The organism is uncultured Microbulbifer sp., assembly GCF_947489355.1.
GTDB lineage: Bacteria > Pseudomonadota > Gammaproteobacteria > Pseudomonadales > Cellvibrionaceae > Microbulbifer.
The window spans coordinates 109136-133767 of sequence record NZ_CANLDD010000003.1 but is presented as its reverse complement, the minus strand read 5'-3'; the positions used below and the strand labels follow the sequence as shown (position 1 = coordinate 133767).

2 protein-coding genes (1 of these 2 cut by a window edge) are annotated in these 24632 nt (G+C 49.1%); both read right to left on the bottom strand.

The features are described 5' to 3' along the window. Nucleotides 1–24018 carry the 5' portion of an Ig-like domain-containing protein gene (locus tag Q1A48_RS03335; RefSeq protein ID WP_299941170.1) on the bottom strand. It extends 14244 nt beyond the left edge of the window, so only the first 24018 of its 38262 coding nucleotides appear in the window; its start codon is at nt 24016–24018; its stop codon lies beyond the left edge, outside the window. Continuing rightward, nucleotides 24015–24632, bottom strand: a complete 618-nt coding sequence (locus Q1A48_RS03330; RefSeq protein WP_299941167.1) for a hypothetical protein — start codon at nt 24630–24632, stop codon at nt 24015–24017. Before Q1A48_RS03330 ends, Q1A48_RS03335 begins: the two co-directional genes overlap by 4 nt.

Here is a 24632-nt window from a genome sequence, read left to right as displayed (position 1 = left end):
ATTATTGATATTGATCTTAGCGCCGGTAATTAAGTCCACCTCACCACTGATGGTAAAGCTCATTTCCGTAGACGCTATCTCTTCTGCTACGAGAGGTGAGATGCGCGAGACATTCAGTACGGGGTCTACCACCGCGACGCTCAGGTCTTCAGTGATGGCATTGTTAGCGCTATCGGTAACTTCTGTACGAATGACGAGCGTACTGTCAGCAGTTTCAGCCACATTGAACTGATACTGACTATGGACAGAATTCCAACTGGTAAAGCTGGCACCACCATCCAGCGAGACGCGTACACGGTACTTCAGATTTTCATCTGTGTTGTCTTCGGCATCAATGCTGACCTGATAGGTTTTACCGCGCACCAACTGACTGGCACCACTCAGTACTTGGTTATCACTCAGTCGTGTAATTGCAATGTTTCGCGGCTCCAAAGTATCCGGAGTGCTCAATTGCTGACTGTACATGCCAGCGGCAATGGCTCCGCTATCAATAACCTGATTGCCCGCCACATCGGCCAGACCAAAAAGTGTTATTTCAAATTGACTGTTGTCGACAAAACCAAAGCCCGGTTTGAAACCCAAGCGCAGTGAGTTTTCAACAACCACAACATCAAACTGGCTACTGACATCACTATCGGGTTGCGCCTGATAGGATTTATCTTTGGCAGTAACCTGATAACCGCCCACGGCAATATTTTCATTAAAGCGCAGAACCAGGTCTTGGCTTTCGCTCAGGGCTTGGGTATTTGTCAATTGGGGACGAGTATCATCCACGGAACTCAACAATTGAGTCGCAGCCACAGACTCTCCAGAACCCGTTGATACCACCACTACCTGATATTGCCTTCCCGGCTGAGTTGTCGGGCTGACAAAGGACACTCCATCAGCAATTAATTCGTAGTCCAAACGATTACTTGCATCGGCCACATATCCTGCATTTGCCTCAAAGAAATGAACATTAATTTGGCCGGTTAGACCGATACCGGTAACCGAAATAATGTCCTGGCCACTGTCGCTGACAAACGCTGGTCCTGTGGGGTTGTCACTTGTGAGATTGTTAATCAGCAGTGCCGGCGTTGCCAGAATGGCACCGGGCAGCTGCTGCACCTCGGTGTTATCTCCCGAACCGATAGTGACAATTAAGTTATAAACGCCTGCTTGAGTAAGGTTTGCAGAAAAGCTCAGCTCACTATTGGTGCTGTTAAGGGTCCAATCAACGGGGGACAAAGTGAGGGAGCCGAGTTTGATTTCGCTGATTCGATTGAGTTGTTGGCCATAGAGAACAAACTCCTGACTAACACCTGCCACCACGTGGGACGGCGACAGACGACTCAGTTCTGTATTTTCACTGTCGAAGAAAGGCGCACTAGCAAGTCGCCAGGGTAAATCAAAAATAACCCGCCCGCCGTCTACCGATTTTCTCGGCTCATTAAACAGTGCGATGTCGTACTCAGCAGCCATCGCATATCCGCTACCGGTAACCTGGTAAAGCAAGTTATCGCCATTGAGCTGAGTGTAACCGTCCAACTCCTGGCTAACACTGTCTGTAACGGTAAAGACAACATTGCGCCAAGCTTCCAACTCTCCGCTGACTCGTCCCTGTACCAGACTCTGGTTTTGTAAAACAATACCCGGTTCCAGTGCCCATAGGTTTGCCATAGGTACAACGGTATTAACCAGGGAATTATTTTCAATCCAGCTCAGCTGTTCTCCACGGAAGATTACAGTTTCAGCCGATAGGTTCGAACCTCCAGTAAAGGCTGCGATGGGTCGCAAGGACAACTCATCATTACTTGCACTGCCCAGGTCAACAATATGGTTTTCATCAGCAAAGATAGCCATAAGCTCGCCGCTGACAGCCAGTGCCCGCACAGTACCCAATGTTGCATCCAAGGCACCAGCAAATTCAGCAACGCCAAGACTTGCCAGCGAGGCAAATTGTTTATTACCACTGAAGCTCAAGGCCTGCACATGGGATTGGCTGGCCACCAGCAATCGCTGATCGGCCACTACCAGTTTGTCTGCATCACTTAGCGTAGTCGCGCTGGCTAGCACTGCTGCGAAGTCTTTGCCGTTATAGACAGATAAATCAGTGCTGTTCAACACAAAGACGAGGTGGCGATAGGCTGCGATGGTATCTGCGCTGACACCACTATCACTGAGTTGTGATGCGAAAACCTGCCCGGTGTACACGCTGCCACTACTATCAACGTCTCCATCGGTAACTACCAGTACATCATTGCTCAACACCAGAGCACTATAATCGCGACGCTCGGCGTTTCGAATTCGATTGACTTCCTGCAGTTGATAGGGATTGGTGTAATCGACAATCGTGATATCACCATCCCTGTGCAGTACGGCAATAAATTGATCGCTGATGGCAACTCCAGTTGCTTCTTTCAGCAGATCCAGGGTGGCAAGTTTTGTGGGCTGCGCACTGTTACTGGCCAACAACAAGGTCAAAACGTTTCCATTGATTAGAGCCTGGAAATCCTCGGCTTGTGCCACAGCTCCTACACCGTTCCATTGCACTGCGGAATTCAATCCCACTGACAGCGACTGATCGATTACCACATCTGCACGCTTGGGATCGTTGTAAACTTCCACTGTCAGAGGCCCGACAGTATTAGCGGGTAAACGCAGACCCAGATGACGATCATCGAGCAGACGAAGGTCAATAGCACTTTCGCCGTTTATTTCTACCTTCGTGAATCGGTTAAGCCCCTTACCTTCGATGGCAATAAAGGCATCACTGTTGAAGTGAAAGTGTTTCTGGCTCAACTGGTATTGGTTATTTAAGTGGTCGTAAGCACCGATATTGTCGATGCGCGGGTCGGCCACAAATGTAAACTGCGCAGGCCAGAAATCACTTAAGCTACCATTTCTGACTTCAATGGCCGCCGCCAGATTACTTTCGGGCTGCACAGCGAGCGCTGGTACTATAAAGCTCAGTTCGCCGTCATTAAGCACATTAAGTTGTGTTACCGGCACACCGCCGAGTTTGACCAGAGTGTCTCCAGCAAAACCGCTACCCAAGACAGTAACCTCGGCACCACCACGCCAGGAACCTATGCTTGGCTCAATATGAGTAATTTGTGGTGCGATATCATCGGTGGCAATAAATCGATAGCGGTATTCACTGCCTAGAATTTCACCGTGGATATCGCGAATACCTGTAGACAATCTCACCCAATAGGTCTCACCGTCAACCAATGCACTGTCGCTGATAAAGCGCAGGCGCGTACCTTGGTTATTGATCGTGGAGGAAACACTGCCGCTGAGTTTGACACCACCGATGGACACTTCGAGTAATTGCTCACCGAGAGACTGTATTTGTCCGGAATCCAAAATCCGATTGAATTGCACTTCGACATTTTGACCAAACGGCAGCAAGCCATTGGCACTTGGCAGGTGGTCTACAATCGTTACACGATCGTTAACGATGGTATTAACCCCGCCTCCAGGACCGGTGAAAGCCTCATCAGTATTAAGCGGACTTTCCGCAGGTTCCTCATCGACATAAACAAACCCTGTACCGGCATAAAGCGCGCTGCCTTCAAAAGCGAGATCGGTTACCGCACCTGTTACGGAGAAATAGTGATCGATATCGACCGGCTGGTTGAACTGCCCGTGCAACCAGGGAGAAATATCAAATATTTGCACATCGCCGTGGCCACCGGAAACATAAAGTGTCTGTCCGAAGAGCATCATGTTGCCTGCGAAGCTGTTACCGTTTTTCTGCAGGTACATCAGACGCAGATCAGCGCGGGCTCGAGGCCTTGCTTCACGCAGGTCGTAAACCTGCACAGTGGCGTTACTGCCTGTGGAAACCAGGAGGTAATTATCAATTACCAGAAGGTCTTCACCGTCAACGGTGTTTGCTCCCGCATCTTGCAAGGCAATGCGCTGATCAATGACGAAGCGACCACTGGTCAACTCAACAGCCAGTATCTCGTGGGTCTCGTTATTAATCGTCCACAGATGTTGCCCGTCCACACGCAGTTGCTGAATCTGTCCACCCAGCTCAGCAGTGTCGATGGTGTGTAGTGCCTCCAGAGTTTGCTGGGCATCGTAACGGTAAATGGTAATGCCATCAGTGTGAGCCACGTAGAGCAGGCCTCGCTCCGCAGTCATGGCAATGACTGCGTGCTGCATTAAGTAAGTCTCAAGCAGGAACGGATCACTGGCCAGACTGATATCAAAATGCATTATGCGTTCGCCGCCGGCGACCAGCAGGTGGTTGCCGTCAATTTCAAGATCACTGAAGCCTGCCGGGTTAACGGTAGATTTATAGAAGTACGGGAAGTCACCGTTGTCGGTAGTTTTCTCAACCGCAATGGGATTAACCGGATCAGAAACATCCACTACCATCAACTTCGCCGTGGATGTGCTTAGATTGCCTTTGACATTACCCTTCACATCGAAGGCTTCATACTCGCCACCAGTGGCAATGTAGAGCAATTGCGTACCACTCTGATCAGATTGTTCCTGATCCTCAGTGTGTAAAGCAAGCGCCGAAACCGGGCTTGCCGACTCGTTGTCCAGTGCCAGCTCTCCTGTAGGCTGACCGGCATAGAAATATTCCACCGGCGAGATAGCCACTTCATCCAGGAACTGCTCGTTGACAACCGTCACGCGTGCATAACCGAAATCACCGGAAGGCATCTTCACTGTGATTTTGTGGGATGCGATCACATCGATGTCATTAGCCAGCAAACCGTCGACATAAACTTTTGTGGTGGGGTTAAAGCCGTAGCCGAAAATATCTACGGTATTGCCACCGGCCGGTGAACCAATCAGCGGATAGATGTCGTCAACTTCCGCGCGAGGCAGTATCACCAGTGCACCGATCAGTTGTCCCTTCGCCTGAGCGCGGGTGACGGTCACACTAAGAGGCGCCACTGTAGCCCCGGTAAAGAGTGCCGGGATCTTAACGGTGACTTCCGTATCGCTTAGGGTGAGAATATCTTCTGTCGCCAGAGGGTGCCCACCCATGGAGATTTGCAGATCTGCCTTAAGCGTACCAAAGCCTGCACCGATTATTTTTGCACGCTCACTGCCATCACCGTGGATATAGCGGCCCATTAATTCATCGGCCAAGGACAGACGCGAAACCTCGTCAATACTTGGCTTGACGCTGGCGAGCATTTCTAGTCGTGTGGTGTAAGCCGAGATCATCGTGCGACCACTGAGCCCGACAATATTGTCGACACTCAAGGTCAGCTCACCAGCACCAATCACACCTTCTCCAGGCAGGGTCAGAATTATCTTACCGCCGGTAATGGTATTGATTGCCTCCAGCTGCAGCTCTGTCGACCATTCAGTATCACTGCTGTCTTTCACACTGATATCACTCAAGGACACAGCATCGGTATTGATATGATCGTTAAAGATAATTTCAATTTGCTCATTGGCAGATACCTTGGCGCCACTGCCCGGTCTGATATCTGCAACCGTCAAGTTACCGGAGCTTACGCGAGTCAGGCCCTGGCTATCGCCAAACATGACACCACCATCGAGCACAGACAACACTGTATCGGCCTCAACTTTCTGCCAATAGCTGGTCTGGTAGTGTCCATTCTGATCGGCCTGCAGCATCAGGTACTCTCGATCAGTGGTCAGCAGAATTTGATCTTGCTGTACCAGTAAGGACACACTGTAAATATCCTCACTCACACCTCGATCAATGATCTGCACATGGTATTGCGAACTGTCTTTAGGATCGTCAAATACCGCAAGCATCAATTGCTGGCCGCGAGCAAATACTACGTAGAGTTTTTCATTCCAGAAGCTGACCTGTATAGGTTTACCTTCGAGGTCGCCTTCACTAAAGACAAGGGTGGCGTAGCCTTCAGGCTGTGTGAACGTCGGTGTTGCCACATCAAAGAAACGGATAAAACCATCGCCGAGTTCACTGGCAGCGGCAACAGCCAATACATTGGCGGCGCGGTCCAAAGTCACATCGTTGGCGGAATACCCTGTCAACGCAATACTTTGTACGGCAAAGGGCGCAGACTTATCGGCGATATCAACGATGGTCAGTCCGCTCTCGCCATTAGCGAGATAAGCAAGCTGGTCTTGCAGCTCTAAACCAAATACCGGTGAGCTGAGACGCAGGTAACCCAGACGATCAACATTATCTAGCACATGGGTGTCTAAAATATCCAGCCCGTAACGCATGGTGTAAGGACCATCGATACCTTCGCGCACACCGATAAACAATGTCTCACCCTGAGCCTGCATCGCGCCCATTACCATGGGTGGATAGTTGGGAAGATCTGCCTGGTGGCCAAGGTCATAAACATAGACGTACTGCCCCACCGGGACTTCCTGGCCGTCCATCACCATATAGACATCAAACAATAAATCGTTGTTGTCCAACAGGTTGGAATTGACAATACCTGGCACCCGGAACTCAAACTCTTGGGGCGAGACAACATTGTCAAAAAGATTCAAGCTGTAAGTAATTTCATCGATCCGCTGAGTAGACAATTCGTAGTTGTTTTTCGAGCGCATCAATACTTTCGCGCCAGGCAACATTACATTGGCATTGGAAGAGATTTTCAGCCTTGCGCCTCCAGTAGCAGGGCCAGACTCTTCGCTCAAGGTAAAGCGTGTAGCGTTGTCGAGGGTATCGGCTAAGTAAATAGCGCCCAGGTAACTGTCGGTAAACTCTCCAGACTCCACACGCAGGCTATACATGCCCGCATCGATGGGTAGTTGTCCAATAGATACTGTGGAAACTGTCAATGTGCTGTTATCAATCCAGGTGTAGGGTACCTGGAAATCATCCACATACACCTTGGCATTGGTGCTATCAAAGCCAGAGCCTTTTATTGTTACCACAGCGTCGCTGTTGCGGTGGAAAGCTCCCCCCGTCAGTGTCTCAATCTGCGGGCGCAAAGTTGCGGCTTCTGCCACACCGAAAACCACATTGAATGGTGCCCACAAGCTACCGCCGCGGAGGTTATCGGCACTGAACACACTCAATTGATAGCGTTCACCGGCGGCCTTGTTAAAACTGATTTCAAACTCAACATTACCGTTATTTTGCTCACCTACAGGGGTGACGGTAACCGCTTCCTGAGATTGATCGGACAGACGGGTTACTACCACAGCTCCGGGCGTTGAGAGAGAGTCGGCAGCCATGGATTCATTAAAAGTGACCGAGACATTTTCATTGGGCAGCACAAATCCGCCGCGTTCAACGGAGCTTTTCACCACGATGGCACCGGGTAACTCGAGTGTGGTCAAACCGGATCGACCAGAGGCAGCCACCAGCCTTTCTTTATAATAACTGAGTGCTTCAATGCGCTCGCGGTTACCAGCTGAAATCAATTGCGGATTGAGCGGCTCAGAAATGTCATAAACCAGCACACCGCCGTTGTAACCTGAAACAAACAAGGTCGAACCAAAGACATCAACGTTATAGGGTGTAATGGCATTGGACTGAATATTTTCATCAATGGCGATATGAGCACGTTCCTCAGGGTAGGACTTGTGCAAAATAATTACACCACCGTTGTTCAAAGCCACGATCAAGTAATCACCGAAGCTGGCAATATCCATCACGTTGTGGTCAAAGGCGTATTCACGGGTTAACGCCGAATCAAACAGGTGTTGCGCCTTGATTTTACTGGGCCCCGAGTCATAGGGCCTTCCAGCGGTCAATGGCGAGAAGTTTTTGCACTCTTCCGCTGCGACCCATTGGTGGCCGCGGTAATCACCACCAGCGTAGAGCCATTGATCATCGCGATAGAATCCGTAGGCACCCTGCAGTTCAAATTTGGGTTCCAGTGTAATGGGATCACTGTAATCTCCCCAGTAGGCAAGCTTTAAGGCACTCTCACCAGTTTTGGAATTGCCATGGTCACAGGGAGCTTCCAGATTCAAATCCGCCACACCCTCACCGGCGATTGCATAAAGCGCATTACCGGATTTGATAAAGCGGGTAATTAACTCATCTTCTTCAAATGCGGTAGACAACAATTGCAGACCGTTTTGTTCGTCCACATTGAGTCGCGCCACACCGTCGAGACCATTGGCTACATAGAGGCGTTTGCGTTCAACCAGGTTTTGTATATCCAGGCCTTCTTTTTCTGTCAGTAGTTTAACCTGCAAAGAATCAAGGCTGTTGGGGATCACCTGATCGCTGAGCGAGTCGAGTAACTCCTGCTCTTCTACAGTGCGGAACTCCAGACGGCTCAAACGCAGATAGAGCGGAAGATCTTTATAAGTGCTTTCTGCCGCGGGACCAGACAGCAACGCTGGGGCACCACCCACCAGCAGAGGGTTGGCCGCTTCCTGAATATCAAAACTAGCTGCGCGATTAGATTCCGGCAAAATTTCGTTTTGATAGCTGATGGTGTCAAAGGTATCAAAGAAATAACCACCGCTGGTGAGCGCCACACCGGTGCTGTAATCAATTTCGATATCTGTTGGCGCAACCGTATCGGCTCTGGTTTGACCCAATAGTTTCATGCCGTAACCGAAACCATTTTCTTTGGACAGCTCCGACTTCTCGCCGTAACGGTTATCCACGCGCAGAGTGTGACGTCCCGAAATACCTGCTGGAGTGATTACCCGCATCAATTCAGTGGATAAAATTTCAACATCTCTGGCCGGCGCATCGCCAATAAATACCTGGGTGCCGTCCATAACAGTATTACCAGGCTCAAAACCACTGCCGCTGATTGTCAGCACAGTGCCACCCCTTACCGGCCCCCACAGCGGAGTACTCTCGGCAATTGTAATAGGTGCATCAACCACCACAGCGCCGCGGATACTGGCGTACTGGGTAACAGTGCCCTGGCTCACTTCAACGCGAACATCCAGCAATCCAGGTGTGCTGATTCCAGGCACATTGATATACAAAATCGCCACACGGGCATCACTGGGATCAGCTTGGATACTTTCGATCTGCGCTTCGTAATGACCTACGTAGACACGCAGCTGATCGACATTTTCCACCAGGCCGATACCCGAGAGGGTGAGTATTTGTGGTTCATTGATCTGTATACGACGGGGAACAACGCTATCAAGCCTAGCAATCTGTTCATCGGTTTCGCGGTAAGCAAAATTCAGGGCTACATCCCGTGCTAATTCATAGAGCACTGTGTGCACGTTGCTGGTGAGTTGTTTTACGTTAGCCAGCCCTTTGCGTACGGTGACAAAAATTTGAGAACCGTTATTCAATTGCGCAGGATTTGTCAGCGTGAGAATGGCGTCGTTATTAATAATCTCGGTACTGAAATCCAAGCGCTGGTGATTGACATCCCTGATATCAAAATAATTGAGATTGTCAGGCCACTGATCGATAGCTTTGTTAAAACGCAGACGAATTTTTCTCTCGCCGTTGCTATCGAGAGAAACGATGCTGTCTACAGGATCGACGCTGTGGATTTTCAATACCGCATCGGGGAAGACCTGTATCACTCGCACCTGGCTGTCGGTGTGATAACCAATACCCACAACGCCGTAGGGTGTGGCGATGGCCTGATCCAGGTGGTAATTCTGGTTAACGCCAAAGCCTTCGATCACTAAGGGGTTAGCAGCGTCACTGATATCAATGGCGCTGATACCTTCGCGCCCGCGTACTGCATAGAGCATGTGCCCCTGGGCTGCGATATCATAAACACTACCCAGACTAGTAATGCGCTGCCGAATTTGCGGATTGGTTCTGTCGCTGATATCGATTACCAGAAGTCCCTGCTCACCCGCTGCAGCATAGACAATACCGTCTTTGTGTTGCAGTTTGGAAGCCCGCTGGTCAACACGCCCCATAACGGTAAGGCCACTACTGGTTCGTTCGATAATAGCAATGCTGCCCTTACTACTATCTGGCTCAAGGCTTAGATCACTGAAATTATATTCGCCACTGGCCACCGCGTAAGCTTCTGCACCGGTGCCTATACTTCCGTTTGCAAGTTCAATTACATCGATGACACTGTCATTACCACCTTCAAGTGATTCAACTTCCCGGTTTTCCGCCAGATAGAGCTTGGTATGCAGGTGGGCATCGACCAATCCCAAACCTGTTTCACCCAGTGCCATCACAACTTTTTTATTCACCGCTTCAATTCCGCGGGCAAAGTCGGCAGGCAGTTCCAGTTGATTAACGATGGTGGTTTCGGTGATATCAAAATCATCGAATGAAATCACAAACAGTCTTGCCGTACCTTCTTTAGTGCGACCACTGGAATCCTTTTTCGCCGCACTGACAAATACGCGATCATTACTCTGCTCGAAATAACTGTCGATACCGAGGGCGTGGTAATCATTGGGCAGTTCAACTCTAACCAGCACACGATCATCTAGCCCATCATTGTTAAAATCAATTAACTGTAATAGATCTTCGGGGTCGAGCTGACTTTGTTCACCGCTCTGGCCGTTAGTCCAGGTGGAGGCATCGATATTGTATACCACCACGCCAGAGGAACCCTGTGCGGCAAATAGGTAGCGCCCGCTTGGGTCGAGTACCGCATCGTTGATACGATCAAACTTATTCGCATCAAGCGCTATCTCTGATTGATTAGGTTGTAAATATTCATAGACATCATTAAGTACGCCTACTTTGCCATCGGCCAGCTCTACCTGAATATCAATTTTACCAATGCGTCCGGCAGGCATAGTCAGATCAAGAGTGTTACTATCGATAACCTGTATGGCTTGCGATTCGAGCAACACATCACCGACCGTTACCCTCACGGTGTCTGACTGCCCGTAGAAACCATAACCTTCGAGGCGGACTCTGTTGCCACCCCCGGCAGGTCCTCTATTTGGTGTAACCCCCACTAAAGTCAGTGGCTCTACATAACGAATGGCAGCAATTTTCTCTGCTTTAAAGGCCCGTGAATCCGTAACGCTCAAGGTAGCCGGTCCGGCGGTATTGGCCGGAGCCAGAATGCGATAGGTGGTTACATCGCCAACGGTTTCACTGCTGATTTTAACTGCAGCCTTTCCTGAAATTGTAAATTGCGGATCTACAGCTTCTTTCAAGCTGACATCGACCTGTTCACCATTGATACTCACCGTGTTTGGAGAAATATCGACAATTTCAATCGGCAAGCCTGAGCCCGCAGTGGTAAAGGGAATGGTGGCGTTGACCAGACCCTGGGTACGTCGGCTGTCGCGCACATCGCTAAGCTCAATGCGATATGACGTATTTTGGGTCAAAGACTGTGTCGGTGTAATAACGATTTTTTTCAGATCAGCCTGATCGATAGATATACTAAATGCTTTTTCAATGCCTTCGTCAGAGCCGTTTTCTTCGATCAGTTTCAGATAGGTCTCGAGGTAGGATTGCTCAGTCTCATTGACAGGGATCGTCAGAGGTTTATTAAAGGTAAGCGTTAAGATTGTATCCGTAGAGACCTGTTTATCACCGGGTAGCGGTTGTGTGTCAACCAGATCGAGGGTCAGCACATCGGTCAACGTTAAACGTGAGTTGTAGCTGTTAGAATCCAGGCCGTTTTCTACGGTCAGCAAAATACCATCGTCGCTGAGCAAGGTTTGTTTATTGCTGGAGCCCTCGGGCATAGCTCTGTAAGAACTACAATTACTGCTGATCACATCGAGTAAATAGATATTGTCCGCCCGACTGACATCAAAGATAGGCCAGTAGTTTTCACACTCATATTGCGTCTGGAAGTTAAGGTGGCTTACTGCGAGCGTACCTTGAGCCATCAGGCTGTAGTTACCACCGCGCAGATCAAATCCATTCGCTGACCAATTGCCCAGATTAATCAGGTTATCACTGTTAGTTTGGGTCCAAAGCGCCAGGCTCTGTGGCTGTTTGGCCGTGACGATATCATTGGTCAGAGTGTTATCAGTAAAGGGGTCATGGCCGTACTGAGCAATTTGTGCGAGCGTCGGCTCGGTGAGATCAAGTATAACCCGGGCGTAGCTGTAGCCACTGAAGCCATTGGTTTGTTGGACCCAGTGCAATTGCGAATTACGCAGTGATAAATCAACAATCTTGGGTTGTTCAACAGTGCCATTTATCACTACATCTGTAACGCGCGCTACCATTTGCGGAGCGGTGGGTACACTGATATCAAACAGTGCTACCCCTTCATCGCGAGAAGCGACGATCAAAAAGTTATCACGACCCAAAATAAAGCTGGGCGCTTTAACGAAAGGCATGGGCAACTGGGCGATAATACCGCGATCTTTTTCGCTAACCGAATCCGGGTCACGGGTTTCTCGATCATAAATAAACAACCAGGTTTTATCTTCGTAATCGGTTTCCACGTTGGGGAAGTGTTCACCGATAACACTCACATAAACGTGAGTGTCACTAAGCCAGAAGCCGCGGGCGGTGACATCCTGTGGCAGGTTGTAGTAGCCCAGTTGGTGCATCGGGGCAGCGTTTGACAGATCATTTCGATCGTAGCTGATCAAACTCATCCACGCCGGAGCCATGGAGGATTGTATTTGATCACGACTGAACATTGTCGCACGCGCTTGCGAGCTGTCTTTCGCTTCACCCAATACGTAAATCAACTGACGAGAGCTGTCGACAAAAAGGTCGATAATATTACCTGGCGGTAAGGTACCTGGATCGGGAATGTAATTACCAGCCCGAGCAGCCGTGGGTATCTGGCGATCGAAAGAAAGCTGACCGTAGAACAGTGCCCGGGGGAGTATGGCCACTTCACCGCGCTGGTCTTCAATTTCCAGATCCACAAAACCGCGATAAGAACCGAAGTCGGCCGTGGTCCAGCTCATTCGCTCAGCGCTGTGCAGCACCAGGCGATCATCGTCAACACTGTCACTGACCCATTGCTCACGACTGCCGGTTGGGTAGGCGCGAAGGGTGATCTCAGGATTAAAGCCGTAGCCGATAATATCAACCTGATCGTTCTCACCTCGTTGGGAAACATCCACTACACCCGGTGTGACAAATGAAAGCTGCAGTTGATCGATATAAGTGAAGACACCGATGGCGTTTGTAGAAAGCCTCGCATCGTTGATCACTGTCAACGCCGCAGGACCTGCATAGTTGGGCACGGTACGCGCAATAATTTTCTCATGGGGATCTTCAGGTGTCGCCGCTTCCACCGTCAATACATTGATCAGCTGACCACCGAGATAAACCTGTGGCGTGTTACCCAGATGCTCACCACGAATAACCACCTGTGTTCCACCGGCGATGTCCCCAGTATTTGGTGTAATCGAGTGGTAAACAGGAGCTTCTGTTCCGGCAATGACAACCGTTGAAAATTCAAACCGGTAATCATTTACCAGACCGTAGCCAGTCAAGGGCTGCAGCCCTTTCTTCACTTCCACAATATAAGTGCTGTTCTGGGCAAGTTCACTGTTGGACACCAGCTCTACAATACGGTGGTGTGGCTGATCGTTGCGAGTGGCAAAGTGGATGGTGAATTCACTGCTTACATCTTCACCCATGATCACTTCGGCACCAGCCTGGGTGAAGCCTTTATAAACGGCGAAGTAATCACCGAGCACACCTGCAGGATCCAACGCTGCAGAGAGTTCCACTTCTATTTTGGCAGTGTCTGTGCTGATTTGAATACTGTCAGCCACAGGTGTGTGACCAATCACAGTCAGCACCGGGAAATCTATGGCCTGGAGACCTTGTTGCCCTCCGGCAGTATGTAACTGGCCTCGAGCAACGAGTAAGTCTCTGCCGCCGGGTAATTTTTCACTAGCCGGGCGATGGGTAACCACAGGTACGGTAAAGTCATCACCGCTGTCTATGGCAGCTGTGTCGATAATTTCAATAATACCGTCAGTGGCTTTGCCCTCTTCGTCGACGTAGTAAACATTGGCGTAAACCTTATTACCAATAATAGATACATCAAAGACTCCAGCATTGTTTCTGTCACCGCGGTTAGGTGTGAGTTCCAGAGAGGTTTGCACCACAGGGCCCAAGGGGTTGGTAACATCAATGGCAGTGACTTCTGCCCCTGTTGCACCGAGAGAATTATGCGCGAGGTTTGCCACCCATAATTGATTGCCTTGTTTGGCCATACGATTGGCGATACCAAAAGTATCAACACGCCCCACAATGGGCATCGCGGGATCTTTAATGTCAACGACCACAACACCTTCGAGACCTGCGGCGATATAGGCATAATCTCCGTCCACCAGCACATCGCGGGCTTCGCCATTGGGCTTAATGTAAGCCACGCGATAAGGTGCGTTAAGATCACTGATGTCAACAACCTGTACACCACCACGCCCGTTGGCAATAAAGGCGAGATTGTCTTTTCGGGCAACACCTAAGGCTTCAGGATAAGGCAGACTGAAGCGGCCGCTGAGCATATAAGGCAAACCAAACTCACCTTCTTCATTGCGCTTACTAAACAGCAGCAGCTCTGCGCCCTCTTCTTCATAAACGGTACCGGTATCAGAATTGCTGGCAATCGTCCCGCGCAATTTATTAACATACACAGACTGTTCATCGCACTCTGTTAAACAGGGCGAGCTGGCTTTAGAAGCTAAGACAAAATCGCCGTCGGCGTGTATATCAGTGATGGTGCCCCGAAAAATTTCTGCCGCACCGTTTAACAGTGAAGAGAAAATATAACGTTTACCATCACTGGTGGGTTCGGTTTCATCCACCGCATCGGCGAGAAAAATTCCGGTATATCCTGTGTAAAGGGCCGCCCATGGATCCGTGGCAATGCCCTCTGGTAAGAACGGACTGTGCACAGACCAGGCACCTACCATCGCCCCTTCGCGGGTGTTGCTTTGATAGCGCTGTATCGATGAAAAGTAAACTGACTCATCGGAAGAAGAAGGGGTAGCGGTGGCCGACCAGAAACGGCTTTCAGCAATAGGCAGACCAATCTCGTAGATGGTCTCTTCACTCACTTCATGGCTTTGAGTTGTCACCGTAGTAACAATGCGCACCCGCTCGTTGCGTGCGGTGGTGCGTTGTAAAATACTGCCTTCAGTAACCTTCGCCCAGTAGATGTAATAGTGATTGTCTGGCTCGCTCAGAGGCAGACTTGCCGTGCTTTCATCACGGGCTTCATCTTTAAACAAGTTTCCATTAAATTGAGCCAATACGGCGTACTCACCGTTATCAGTCTGATACTCGCGATACCAGGTCTGGGTAACACTGCGTTCGGCTTCATCGCCAATGTCTTCAATGCTGACAGCACTGAGTACCGTTTCTGCGGTGGTTAGGATTTCCCGATTGAAAGGTTTCAGCACACGCAGCTTGGGTCGTACGGTATCTTCAATTTTACCAATGCGTACCACCTGTGAAGAGGCACTGTGCCCGGCAATGTCGTAACCTACCGCCTGCACTAAAAATCCACTGACCCCGGCCGGTGGATAAATTACCGCGTGATAAATAGATTCTTGCCCAAAGGCACCGTCGGTTTCACTGTAAGGGCTATACAGTGTGGCCATAGGTTGAGAGTTTACATAAACCACCACGCGATCTATACCCTGCTCACCAAGATCATCGATGGCTTCTACAAATACTTCGATGGGTTCACCGTCGATAATTACCGACTCATCGTTGGCCGGTTGCACGATGGCGACTTCAGGTGGCAGGTCTGCCACCACTTCCAACAGCTGGGTTAAATCCGAAAGTGCACCTTGATAGCCGTCTACGTCTGTCGCTTTTGCTTTCAGTTTGACCTGGGCACCCACCTGTTGCGGTGCTCGCAATACAAACTGGAATGGCGAAGCGCCGTCCTGGCTGTGCAGTTGATAATTGTCTGCATTGCCTGAACCCACATCGACAGCCTGGTAAAGGCTGGCCATCTCCACGCCCGCTTCATCGTCACTGGCAATCACTTCAACCAGAATCTCCCGGCCTTGCGTGACAGAGCTTTGATCAACCAGCAAGTTGCCCTTGCGATCGAGAATACGGATACTATTGACGGTAGGTGGTGCGTTGCGCCTGAGGGTTACCGGCAGGGTTTCAGTGCTTACATTGCCTGCACCATCAAACGCAGAGACTAAGAGCTTAAGATCAATTTCGCTGTCATTAGCTGCTTCAACACCGAGGTAGGTCTCAAGTGTACCCAGCGCGAGCACACCCGTGTAAGGGGCACTCATCAGGTACTGATCATTAATAATTTCGCTGGTTTCCAGAACTGTGTTCTGGTTGCGATCATACCCCAAGGCCACACGCACATGATTGACACTGACATTATCTTCAGCATTGATGCTAAAGGGCAAAATCCGTTTTTCAACAATTGTCGCACCGCTCAAAGGGGCGTTAACCACTAACTCTGGAGCTATCGTATCTTGCAGCACATGAACCGTAACAGGTTTAACCGTGCTGATCACACGGGGCTCACCTTCTAAACGGTACTCGGTTACCGTCGCGCTCAAGGTAATATCTTTTCCGGCCTGGCCGTAAGGCAGGTCGAGAATAAATTCAAAAGGTGCACGCGAATCAGAGAAACTCTTATCACCGCTGATCAGACCATTAGCGTTGAGAATTACCCGTTCAATGCCTACATCATCGATTGCATTGACCTGCACCAATATTTTTTCGCCTTCGATTCGTTCTTCGCCATCGGTGGGTAAGGCGATGCTGATAACCGGCGGTTGATCTTCGACTACATTGACGGTAATGGTTTCTTCAGCCTGGTGCACATCAAGGTCACCATAGACGGCACCATAGGTGTCCATGGCTTCCACAGTAATAGTAATGCGGTTATCGCCACCGGGTTGGTAGTCGGGCAATGTAACGGCAAAGTTGTAGGGCGCCTGGTTGAGTTTAACGTTGGTCAGCTCAACATTATTGGCATTGCGGGCAATCAGTCTCACCTGCTGGATACCCACATCATCGAAAGCCGTAACCTGAATGGGTATCTGATTGTTTTCCACCACATTGTCACCGTCGAGAGGTTTGACAATATCCACGACCGGGCGCTCGTCTTCTCGAATGCGGTATTTAACTTCACGCACGTTTTCAAGACCCTGAGCATCCTGGACGACAACCTTCAGCCAGATATCAAAGCCGGGGTTTTCTTCCAGCCGCTGGCCCACAAACTGCGCGGCTATTTCGCCGAGCCTGTCCACAGAGATATGGGTTTTATAAATCGGTGTATCAATATTGACCGTGGTAATGATCTCATGATCCAGATCAGCAATGGATTGATTGCGTTTTACCGGATCGCCGTAGGGAAGTTTTACATATTTGCCGTCGTCTTTGCGGGCGCCATAGGTGGTAAACAAGGCGATGTTGTCCACCTTCACATTGTCGTAGCCGCGGTAGTGCACATCAAACCTGGCCGCTTCAATCGGCGAATAAGAAACTTCAGGTTCTGTTACCAACACCTCCGGATAAATGGTATCGGCCACACCGATCACTGAGATTTTGTGAGTGCCAACTGCTCCATCGGCATCAGTAACTTTAGCTACCAGAGAAACGCGGCCGTCCACATCAATCAGGCTGGTTGGGAATTTCAACTGCCAGGTTGAGTTTATGCTATTGGGCGCTCTGTCATAGGCAAACTCTCTCGCCACCACTTGCCCGTATTTTTTCTCGAACTCATCATAAATTGAATTGAAAGCCTGCTCTCTTGCTTCCGGGCTGCCACCCAGGCCACTGACATTGCCGCGCAAATAGCTGCTGAGCTTGATGTTGTTAGCGTAAAACTCTACGGAGGAGTTCGGCAACGGACGATCATCGGCCTGTACGATTCCTACCGCAAGCGTAAAGGTACCCGCAACAATGGATTGGTTATCTGCTGGTGAAGTAATGCGCACCGCTGGTGTAACATTTTGCTGAGGGTGTACTAAAAATCGGCGTACCGTTTTCTGATTCAGGGTGTCGGTTACAATGGATTCATACTCAACGGGCACACCAGAATCAAAAACATGGCTGACAGAGACACTGTCACGCAAAATATGAATACTGGGGCAGGCCTGGTTGTAGAGTTTTTCATAAATTACCGAACGTTCACCATTGGGTAGTACCTGCACGAACTGATAGGACTTTAATCCTGCGTCATCTCCGAGGATCGATTCAAAGACCATGGAAGAGTTAGAGCGCACCCAGAACTCGGCAAAACTCAATCGCTCCTGGTCGGTAATTGAGCGGCCACCGGAAGTGAACTCCGTCAATTGAGAGGTGGGCACTTCATTGGTATCTACCAGCAACATACGGCTGTCGCTGTGGGTGTTACCCATTGCGTCTTCCACAACCACGGAGAGCTCAAAATCACTGCCGGAGTTAAAATATTGGGGCACATCATAGATCAAACGGTAATCGGATGTTCCCACTGCACCACCTATGGTATGAACAATCTGACCGTTGATCAGCAGTGACGCGCGCTTGATATATTCGCTGTTATCTGTAGCAGTGAAATCCACCTCCAGACGCTGGGCGGGTACCACATTCTCACCGATGGTGGGAGATTCAATCTCAACCACAGGCGCGATAGTGTCATCACTATGAGCGCGCAATGCCAGCGGTATCAATGTTTGTGGATCACGCTCATTAGAGAATCTGTCAGCAGCTAAACCGAAAATTAACGTCGCTTCGATATCTCGTGCATCGGGTACCAACAACAAGCTGCCAAATTCTGTGTTAAACGCGGTATTACCATCGGTGTTGTTACCTGAATTACTGGAGCGATAGCGCCGTCCTGTGGCGATATAACTTTGGCCTTCGCTGCTATTGTAATCACTCAGATAAGTTGAAACCCGGAACGTATCGGTAGTAACACTGTGGGAGGTTTCGGATACAGACTTATAGCTTCTACTATCTTTCTGGTTATTAAGATCGACACGAATTTTTTTTACATAATTAGGCAGCACCGTGGTATCGCTGGAAAATATTGGTGTTATTTCCAAGACCATGACATTGGGCGCAAGCACGGTGTAGAGCGGCAAAGTGGCATTATCCCAGGTCGTCTCCAACACGGGCTCAATGCAAGCGTCATCACTGTAACCGGTAATTTTGTAGCTGACATTGACGTCGGTGCCAAAGTCCAGTTTAAGTTTGTTGTCGTCACCGTCAACATTAATGTAATAGTGAGCAAGCCCATTTACTTCGATAGCATCGTCTTTTATCTCGAGCAATACATCCCCATCAATGGTGATCTTACCGTTGACACCCTGAGCTTCCGGGTAATTAAATTTTAAATACGGACGATTGTGCCCAGCACTAAGATTTTCCACCTCCATACGCGGAGCACGTTCAGCAGGCTGATCCGTGGGTGTCATCTGGGAAAAGCTCGTGTAGACGGCTAAGAAATTTAGATCAGAGCTATGGGTAATAAAATCATCGCTTAGAATAAACTGATGGAAACCTGCTCCACCACGCAACCATTCAGCTGGCGATAAGTTTTGTACTCCCACTAATGGGGATTGATCAGGCAAGATACGCAACACATGGGTTGCCACCGCTTCGTTTCCTGAAATATCAGTAGCTTCCAACACCAAACTTACCGACAACCCTTCGGCGGGAATATCAGTAAACTGAGACAGGTCCAGCATAATTGAGTCGGTATCTGGAGCGCGCCCAACAGTCAGATTGCGCGCATTCAATGCCGAAGCACTGGCCAGGGGTGATCCTTCATTGCCAGCCACATAGAGGTTGTAGCTTTCAACACCAAGCTCATCGTTGAGCTCCGCTATAACAGCAACACTCTGGCGCTCCACCAGATCTTTTAAGGGGCTTAAAAAGTTAATCTCCGGCTTATTGGCATCGGCTTCGATGGTGAGATTCTGGGCATTGGAATCAGTCTCATTAATACCCTTGTCAGCAGCTCTGATCAAAAACCTAAATGTCTCACCAGTGCGCGCGATCAAGGATTCATCGACAACTACCTTACCTTCAAAATTGGTATAGAAACGCTCAGCGACGATTATTTTGCCAACGGTGATGGGATCGGGGATTTCTATACTTTCGATGCGATCTTCGCGAATCAGATTTTCCCAGCTGAGGGCAATCTCTTCACCACCCTCGGCAATCAGTACCGGCATTAACTCATCGATATAAAAATTATCGTTGGCCTCACCTTTGACTTCAAAACTATAACTTGGCAACACCGACAATGGTTGATCGGGTTTTTCCATTGTCACAAAGGGGGCTTCCTCATCATCGAGAATATCCAGCTCCACCACTTCGGTAGTCGTTAAGTTTGTATTGTCAGTAGCTCTGACACCAAGTTCCCAGGGCTCGTTCGCATTGAGATTAGGTACGCGAGTGTTGATGCTGAAGGTGTGGCCGCCTGTAACATTGATATTTTGGAGCGCCAGACCACTGTAGTTTTGCAGATTAATTTCTGTATCGGCTTGTTTCGCATAAAAATCGACGTTAGTAAGCTGCTTATCATCTTCAATAAATGCGGCAATGCTGAATTGTTCACCTTCATACAATCTTGAGCCAGGTGTCGGTGTGCGTATTACTACCTGCGGTGGTTGCTCCGCCTCTACATCATAGGTAAATACCTCTACCGTCTGGTTGGAGAACTCATCAGTCAGGGTGATCTCCACAGCCACGTCAGTCACATCAGTGGCAACGGTGTGAGAAAAGCCCAGTGTCTCAACCTTACTGTCTACCGCCGGCGTTGCTACTGACTCGCCATTGATTTTTACGACAGCACTTTGCAGATAGGTATTATCGCGAGCCGTTGCACTGAAGTTAACCTTTGCCCCTTGGTATAAAGTCTGCCCGACACTCGGGTCATCGATAACCACTACAGGGGGTTTTTCATCTTTGCTGATGACGACTTGCTTGACCACGCTGTCTGAAGCCTGGTTAAGGCTGTCATAGGCAGTAATGGTCAGGGTCAACGTCTGTTCAACATTGGCGAGATTGAGCGCGGCGAGATCCAGAGTAAAGTCAGCATCCACCAAAGCACTTTTAACTGCATCGTTGGTCTGCTTAGTGATGGTCTGCCCCGGTAAATCAAATTCTACTTCCACCCGGTCGACAATTTTATCGTCTTCGGCAAATACATTGATATTGACTTGATCGCGCACGTAATACAAAGCACTGTCAAAATCAACCTGTTTAACAAGGGGCTTGCCATCGGGAATTACCCGGAAAGTAACCAACGCTTCACTTTTGTTGCCCACTTCATCCAGTGCTGCAACTGAGACGGTGTAATCGTCAAATTCAGAATTCTGGCTGGCCAAAAATGCCGGAATATCGGTGATCCGAAATGCACTGAAGCCGTTAAATCCACCGGGTATAGCTTCTGGCTTAAAGCTTTCTCCAGGTACGATATCAGTGTCTTTACCCGTTAATATTAAACGCTCGCCTTCGAGTCGAAAGCCTTTTAGCTCAAGCTCAGTGACCGCCACATTGTCATAGCCCGCCACCTTAAAGACCACTTCGGTCTGCTCAGAAACTGTGGCAATTGCCTGCTGTCCATCAAGGTTTTTCAGCACTGGAGAGACCACATTGACAACGGGACGCTCTTCATCTTGTCCCAGAGTCACCTGAATTGTCTGACTGGTTGCAGACTGCTCTATAGAGTCAAAAGCAACCGCATGGATACTTAACTGGCGCTCACCATGCTCCACAATGGGTGTTTCGTAGACAACAGAGAAAGGCGCCTTGGTATCGGCACCCACAAAAACCTCATCTACATAGAAATCTACTTTTCCTACATTGATGTCGTCGCTTGCAGAAGCTCGCAGCTCCATGGGTAAGCCGGAGACAAAAGAGGCACCTTCTGTTGGATGGGAAATTGCCACCGTTGGCAGCTGATCGGCTTTTACTGGAATACGCAGATTTTGAGAAACACCTATTTCCTGATGGTAATCAATGGCGCGAGCCTCGATATCGAGAGTCTCTCCTAATAATTCGGCGGCGACAAAGTAAGTAAAGTCCTGTTGTACACTTTCGGTGGAAATATCCACATCCCGACCAACTTCACTCTCGCGATGGTAGACTGAGTCAACACGCTCACCGTCGACATACACCTCTATGGTGGTGCCTGCATCCAGTGTATCGTCAGTGACCTCTACACGAATGGGCAGTTCATTTTTAACGGTAGCAATACCACCCACTACGGGCGCAATAATTCTGACACTGGGTTCTTGGTTGGCGACGATCCGAATCAGTTTTGAGGGTGCATTTGCAGTGTTGTTGTGCACATGGATTGTCGCGGTGATAGCAGTCGAAGTTTCCTCCACGGCAATATCTTTGACATCACCTTCAGCCCGCCACACTTCATAGAGCACTTTTTCTGTTTTACCAACAATCAGCTCCTCTCGGATTTCAAAACCTGCAAACAGACTTTCTGCAACTTTTAAATCGTCAGAGAAGTACTCAATTCGTTCAATGCCTGAGCGAGTATTGCCATACAGTTCAGTTAAAATCCCCAGGCGATGAGAGATTTGATATAATATGCGACTTTTTTCTACAAATCGCTGGTTGTTTACCGGGTATTCGAACTCATAGGCAGGAATATTCCCTTTGTACTCCCTAGAAACCGTCACTGATTGAGACTGGCTGACACCTTTTTGACCAACCGTATCAATAGCCTCAGCGTACAGGGTAAACATTTGCCCTGTCATGGCTTCATTAATCGGCAAAGTTATCTCATAGGGGGTTGTCTCTCTTTCACCGAGCACAGAGCCATTGAGGTAGAAGCGCACACCCTCGATACCTACATCATCTTTGGCCAGCGCTTTAACAATCAGGGAATCTCCAACACTGATCCGCGCAGGCAAATTCAGTTTTACATCCGGTACTGCATCTTTTGCCGTGATATTGAGGTTTAGAGAAATTTCTGGAAGGTCTTTGAGTCTTACCTCAATTGAGGCAGGGGCATCTTCGGGAATAACAGCTTGTGATTTGATGGTTTTACGAAAACCATCCACGTGTATAATATCTTTTAAATCATCACTGATAATTGTTTGAAGCGCTAGCTGCTGACCAACATCAGCCTCGGAGCCATCATTAAAAACGGCGAGAAATTCCGGAAAGTTCACAGGTGTATTAAGTGCCTGTAGAGCAAGCGGCTGGCCTTCGGCAATATCTTTAGCTTTCAGGCTGACAATCGTTTTCGTAAAATCCACTTCCACCGGAATGGTGAGAGGATCGAGGTCCCGGTAGCTCACCAATATATTGACAGACGCCTGTCCCGTTTCTCGCAGAGGATAAACCACTCCACCAGGTGTCACCGCGACCAAATCGGGGTGGGAAGAACTGTAATTAACACCGGTACCCACACCCGGCAAAGGCACCAGCCCTCTAAACTCAAAACTCACAGTGGGCACTACAACGGCGGTCTCCAGAGGGTTACTAAAGATGATGTTTTCCGGCATTGCGGAAATACCCAGCACCTGCTCTTCAATCGAGTCTCCGGTAAAAGCAATCTTTGAAAAACTGGTTTGATTGCCAAACGCATCTACCGCGTAAACATCAGCCAGCACCAAGGCATCTCGCGCGATTTCTGCATCGTTGAGGATACCTTGCAAAGGCAGGGAGAGAGAAAAAACTGACTGATTGTCAGCCACGGGGTATACACGTTCGACCCCATCGGTTCGCGCAAACGCACTTTGTTTAGCTTTATTGACAATGCCACCGGCGTTGCGCAAATCCGACGCACGTATACCGGAGACGGAAAAGCCGATATAACTTATATCCGTATCGTCAGAGGCTACAACTGATGTAATCAGATACTGGCCCTGCGGTGTGGATTCAATAGCAACTTCGTGAAACTGAAGGTCCGGACGAGTATCTTCGGCGATAAATTGTTCTTGGTAACTAAACTCTGCGCCGTCAATCAATGTTACAGAAACACTGGGATTTAATTTTTGCGCTCCGGACAATTCGATGGGGAACTGACAACCGAGGGGTGATTGTGGATTAGGATTGGCATCACTGGCTGTCAGTGAAACACTCTGCGCCCCAGAACTGTACTGAAGCTCGGCCAGCTGACTACAATTGTCTACAGCCAGTGTGTAGGAAGCTACTCCCTGATTTGAAAGATTTTTATTACTGCGAAAATCCAACGCTGGCTGGGCACTCCACGCTGTAAAGCTCATCGATGTCAATGCTAAAATAAAAGCAACTGACTTAACCCAGCGTCCCTTTCCTATTATATTCATCGAAAGTTTTCCCTTCCACAACCAACTATCTGTGCGCAGAAAAGCAGATCCCAAGCCTCAGAAAGGACACCACCAACCGATCTCAATACAGAGGCCCGGAAACCTTGTACGCGAGCAGGCAGATAAGCAATATCCTGATCATCTTGGGCATTAAGTAAAATATCCAGAAACTGGCGCTCGGTTTCTGTCTGAAAAGAAACCTTAAACAGGCTTACTTTAGGGCCGACACGCTTCGAAAAGAAAGTTTCGGTATATGACTGGGTGCTGTCATCAAGAAAATTTAAAACAACTAATGCTTCCAGTGAAGCAGCGGAATCAAGCTGAAATGAGATTTCACAGGAAAGAGGATCGGCAAGATTTCGATTCATGTTTGCGGGGGAGTAGCGGGTAAGCTCCCCTTCGCGACCGACATCCACAGAGACCCGTTCACGGCAATCCTTGATATGGACATTAAAGCTGGCCGAATTTCCCGAACTTATTGGCCTAGAGGCTCTGATATCGATATCAGCAACGGTGTGTGGACTGTATACCACAAAGCCCAACCCGAATAACACCACCCAAGCCATCAGAGCCATACGAAGCCAAGCGACCGAAACAGCAACATCCTTATTCAT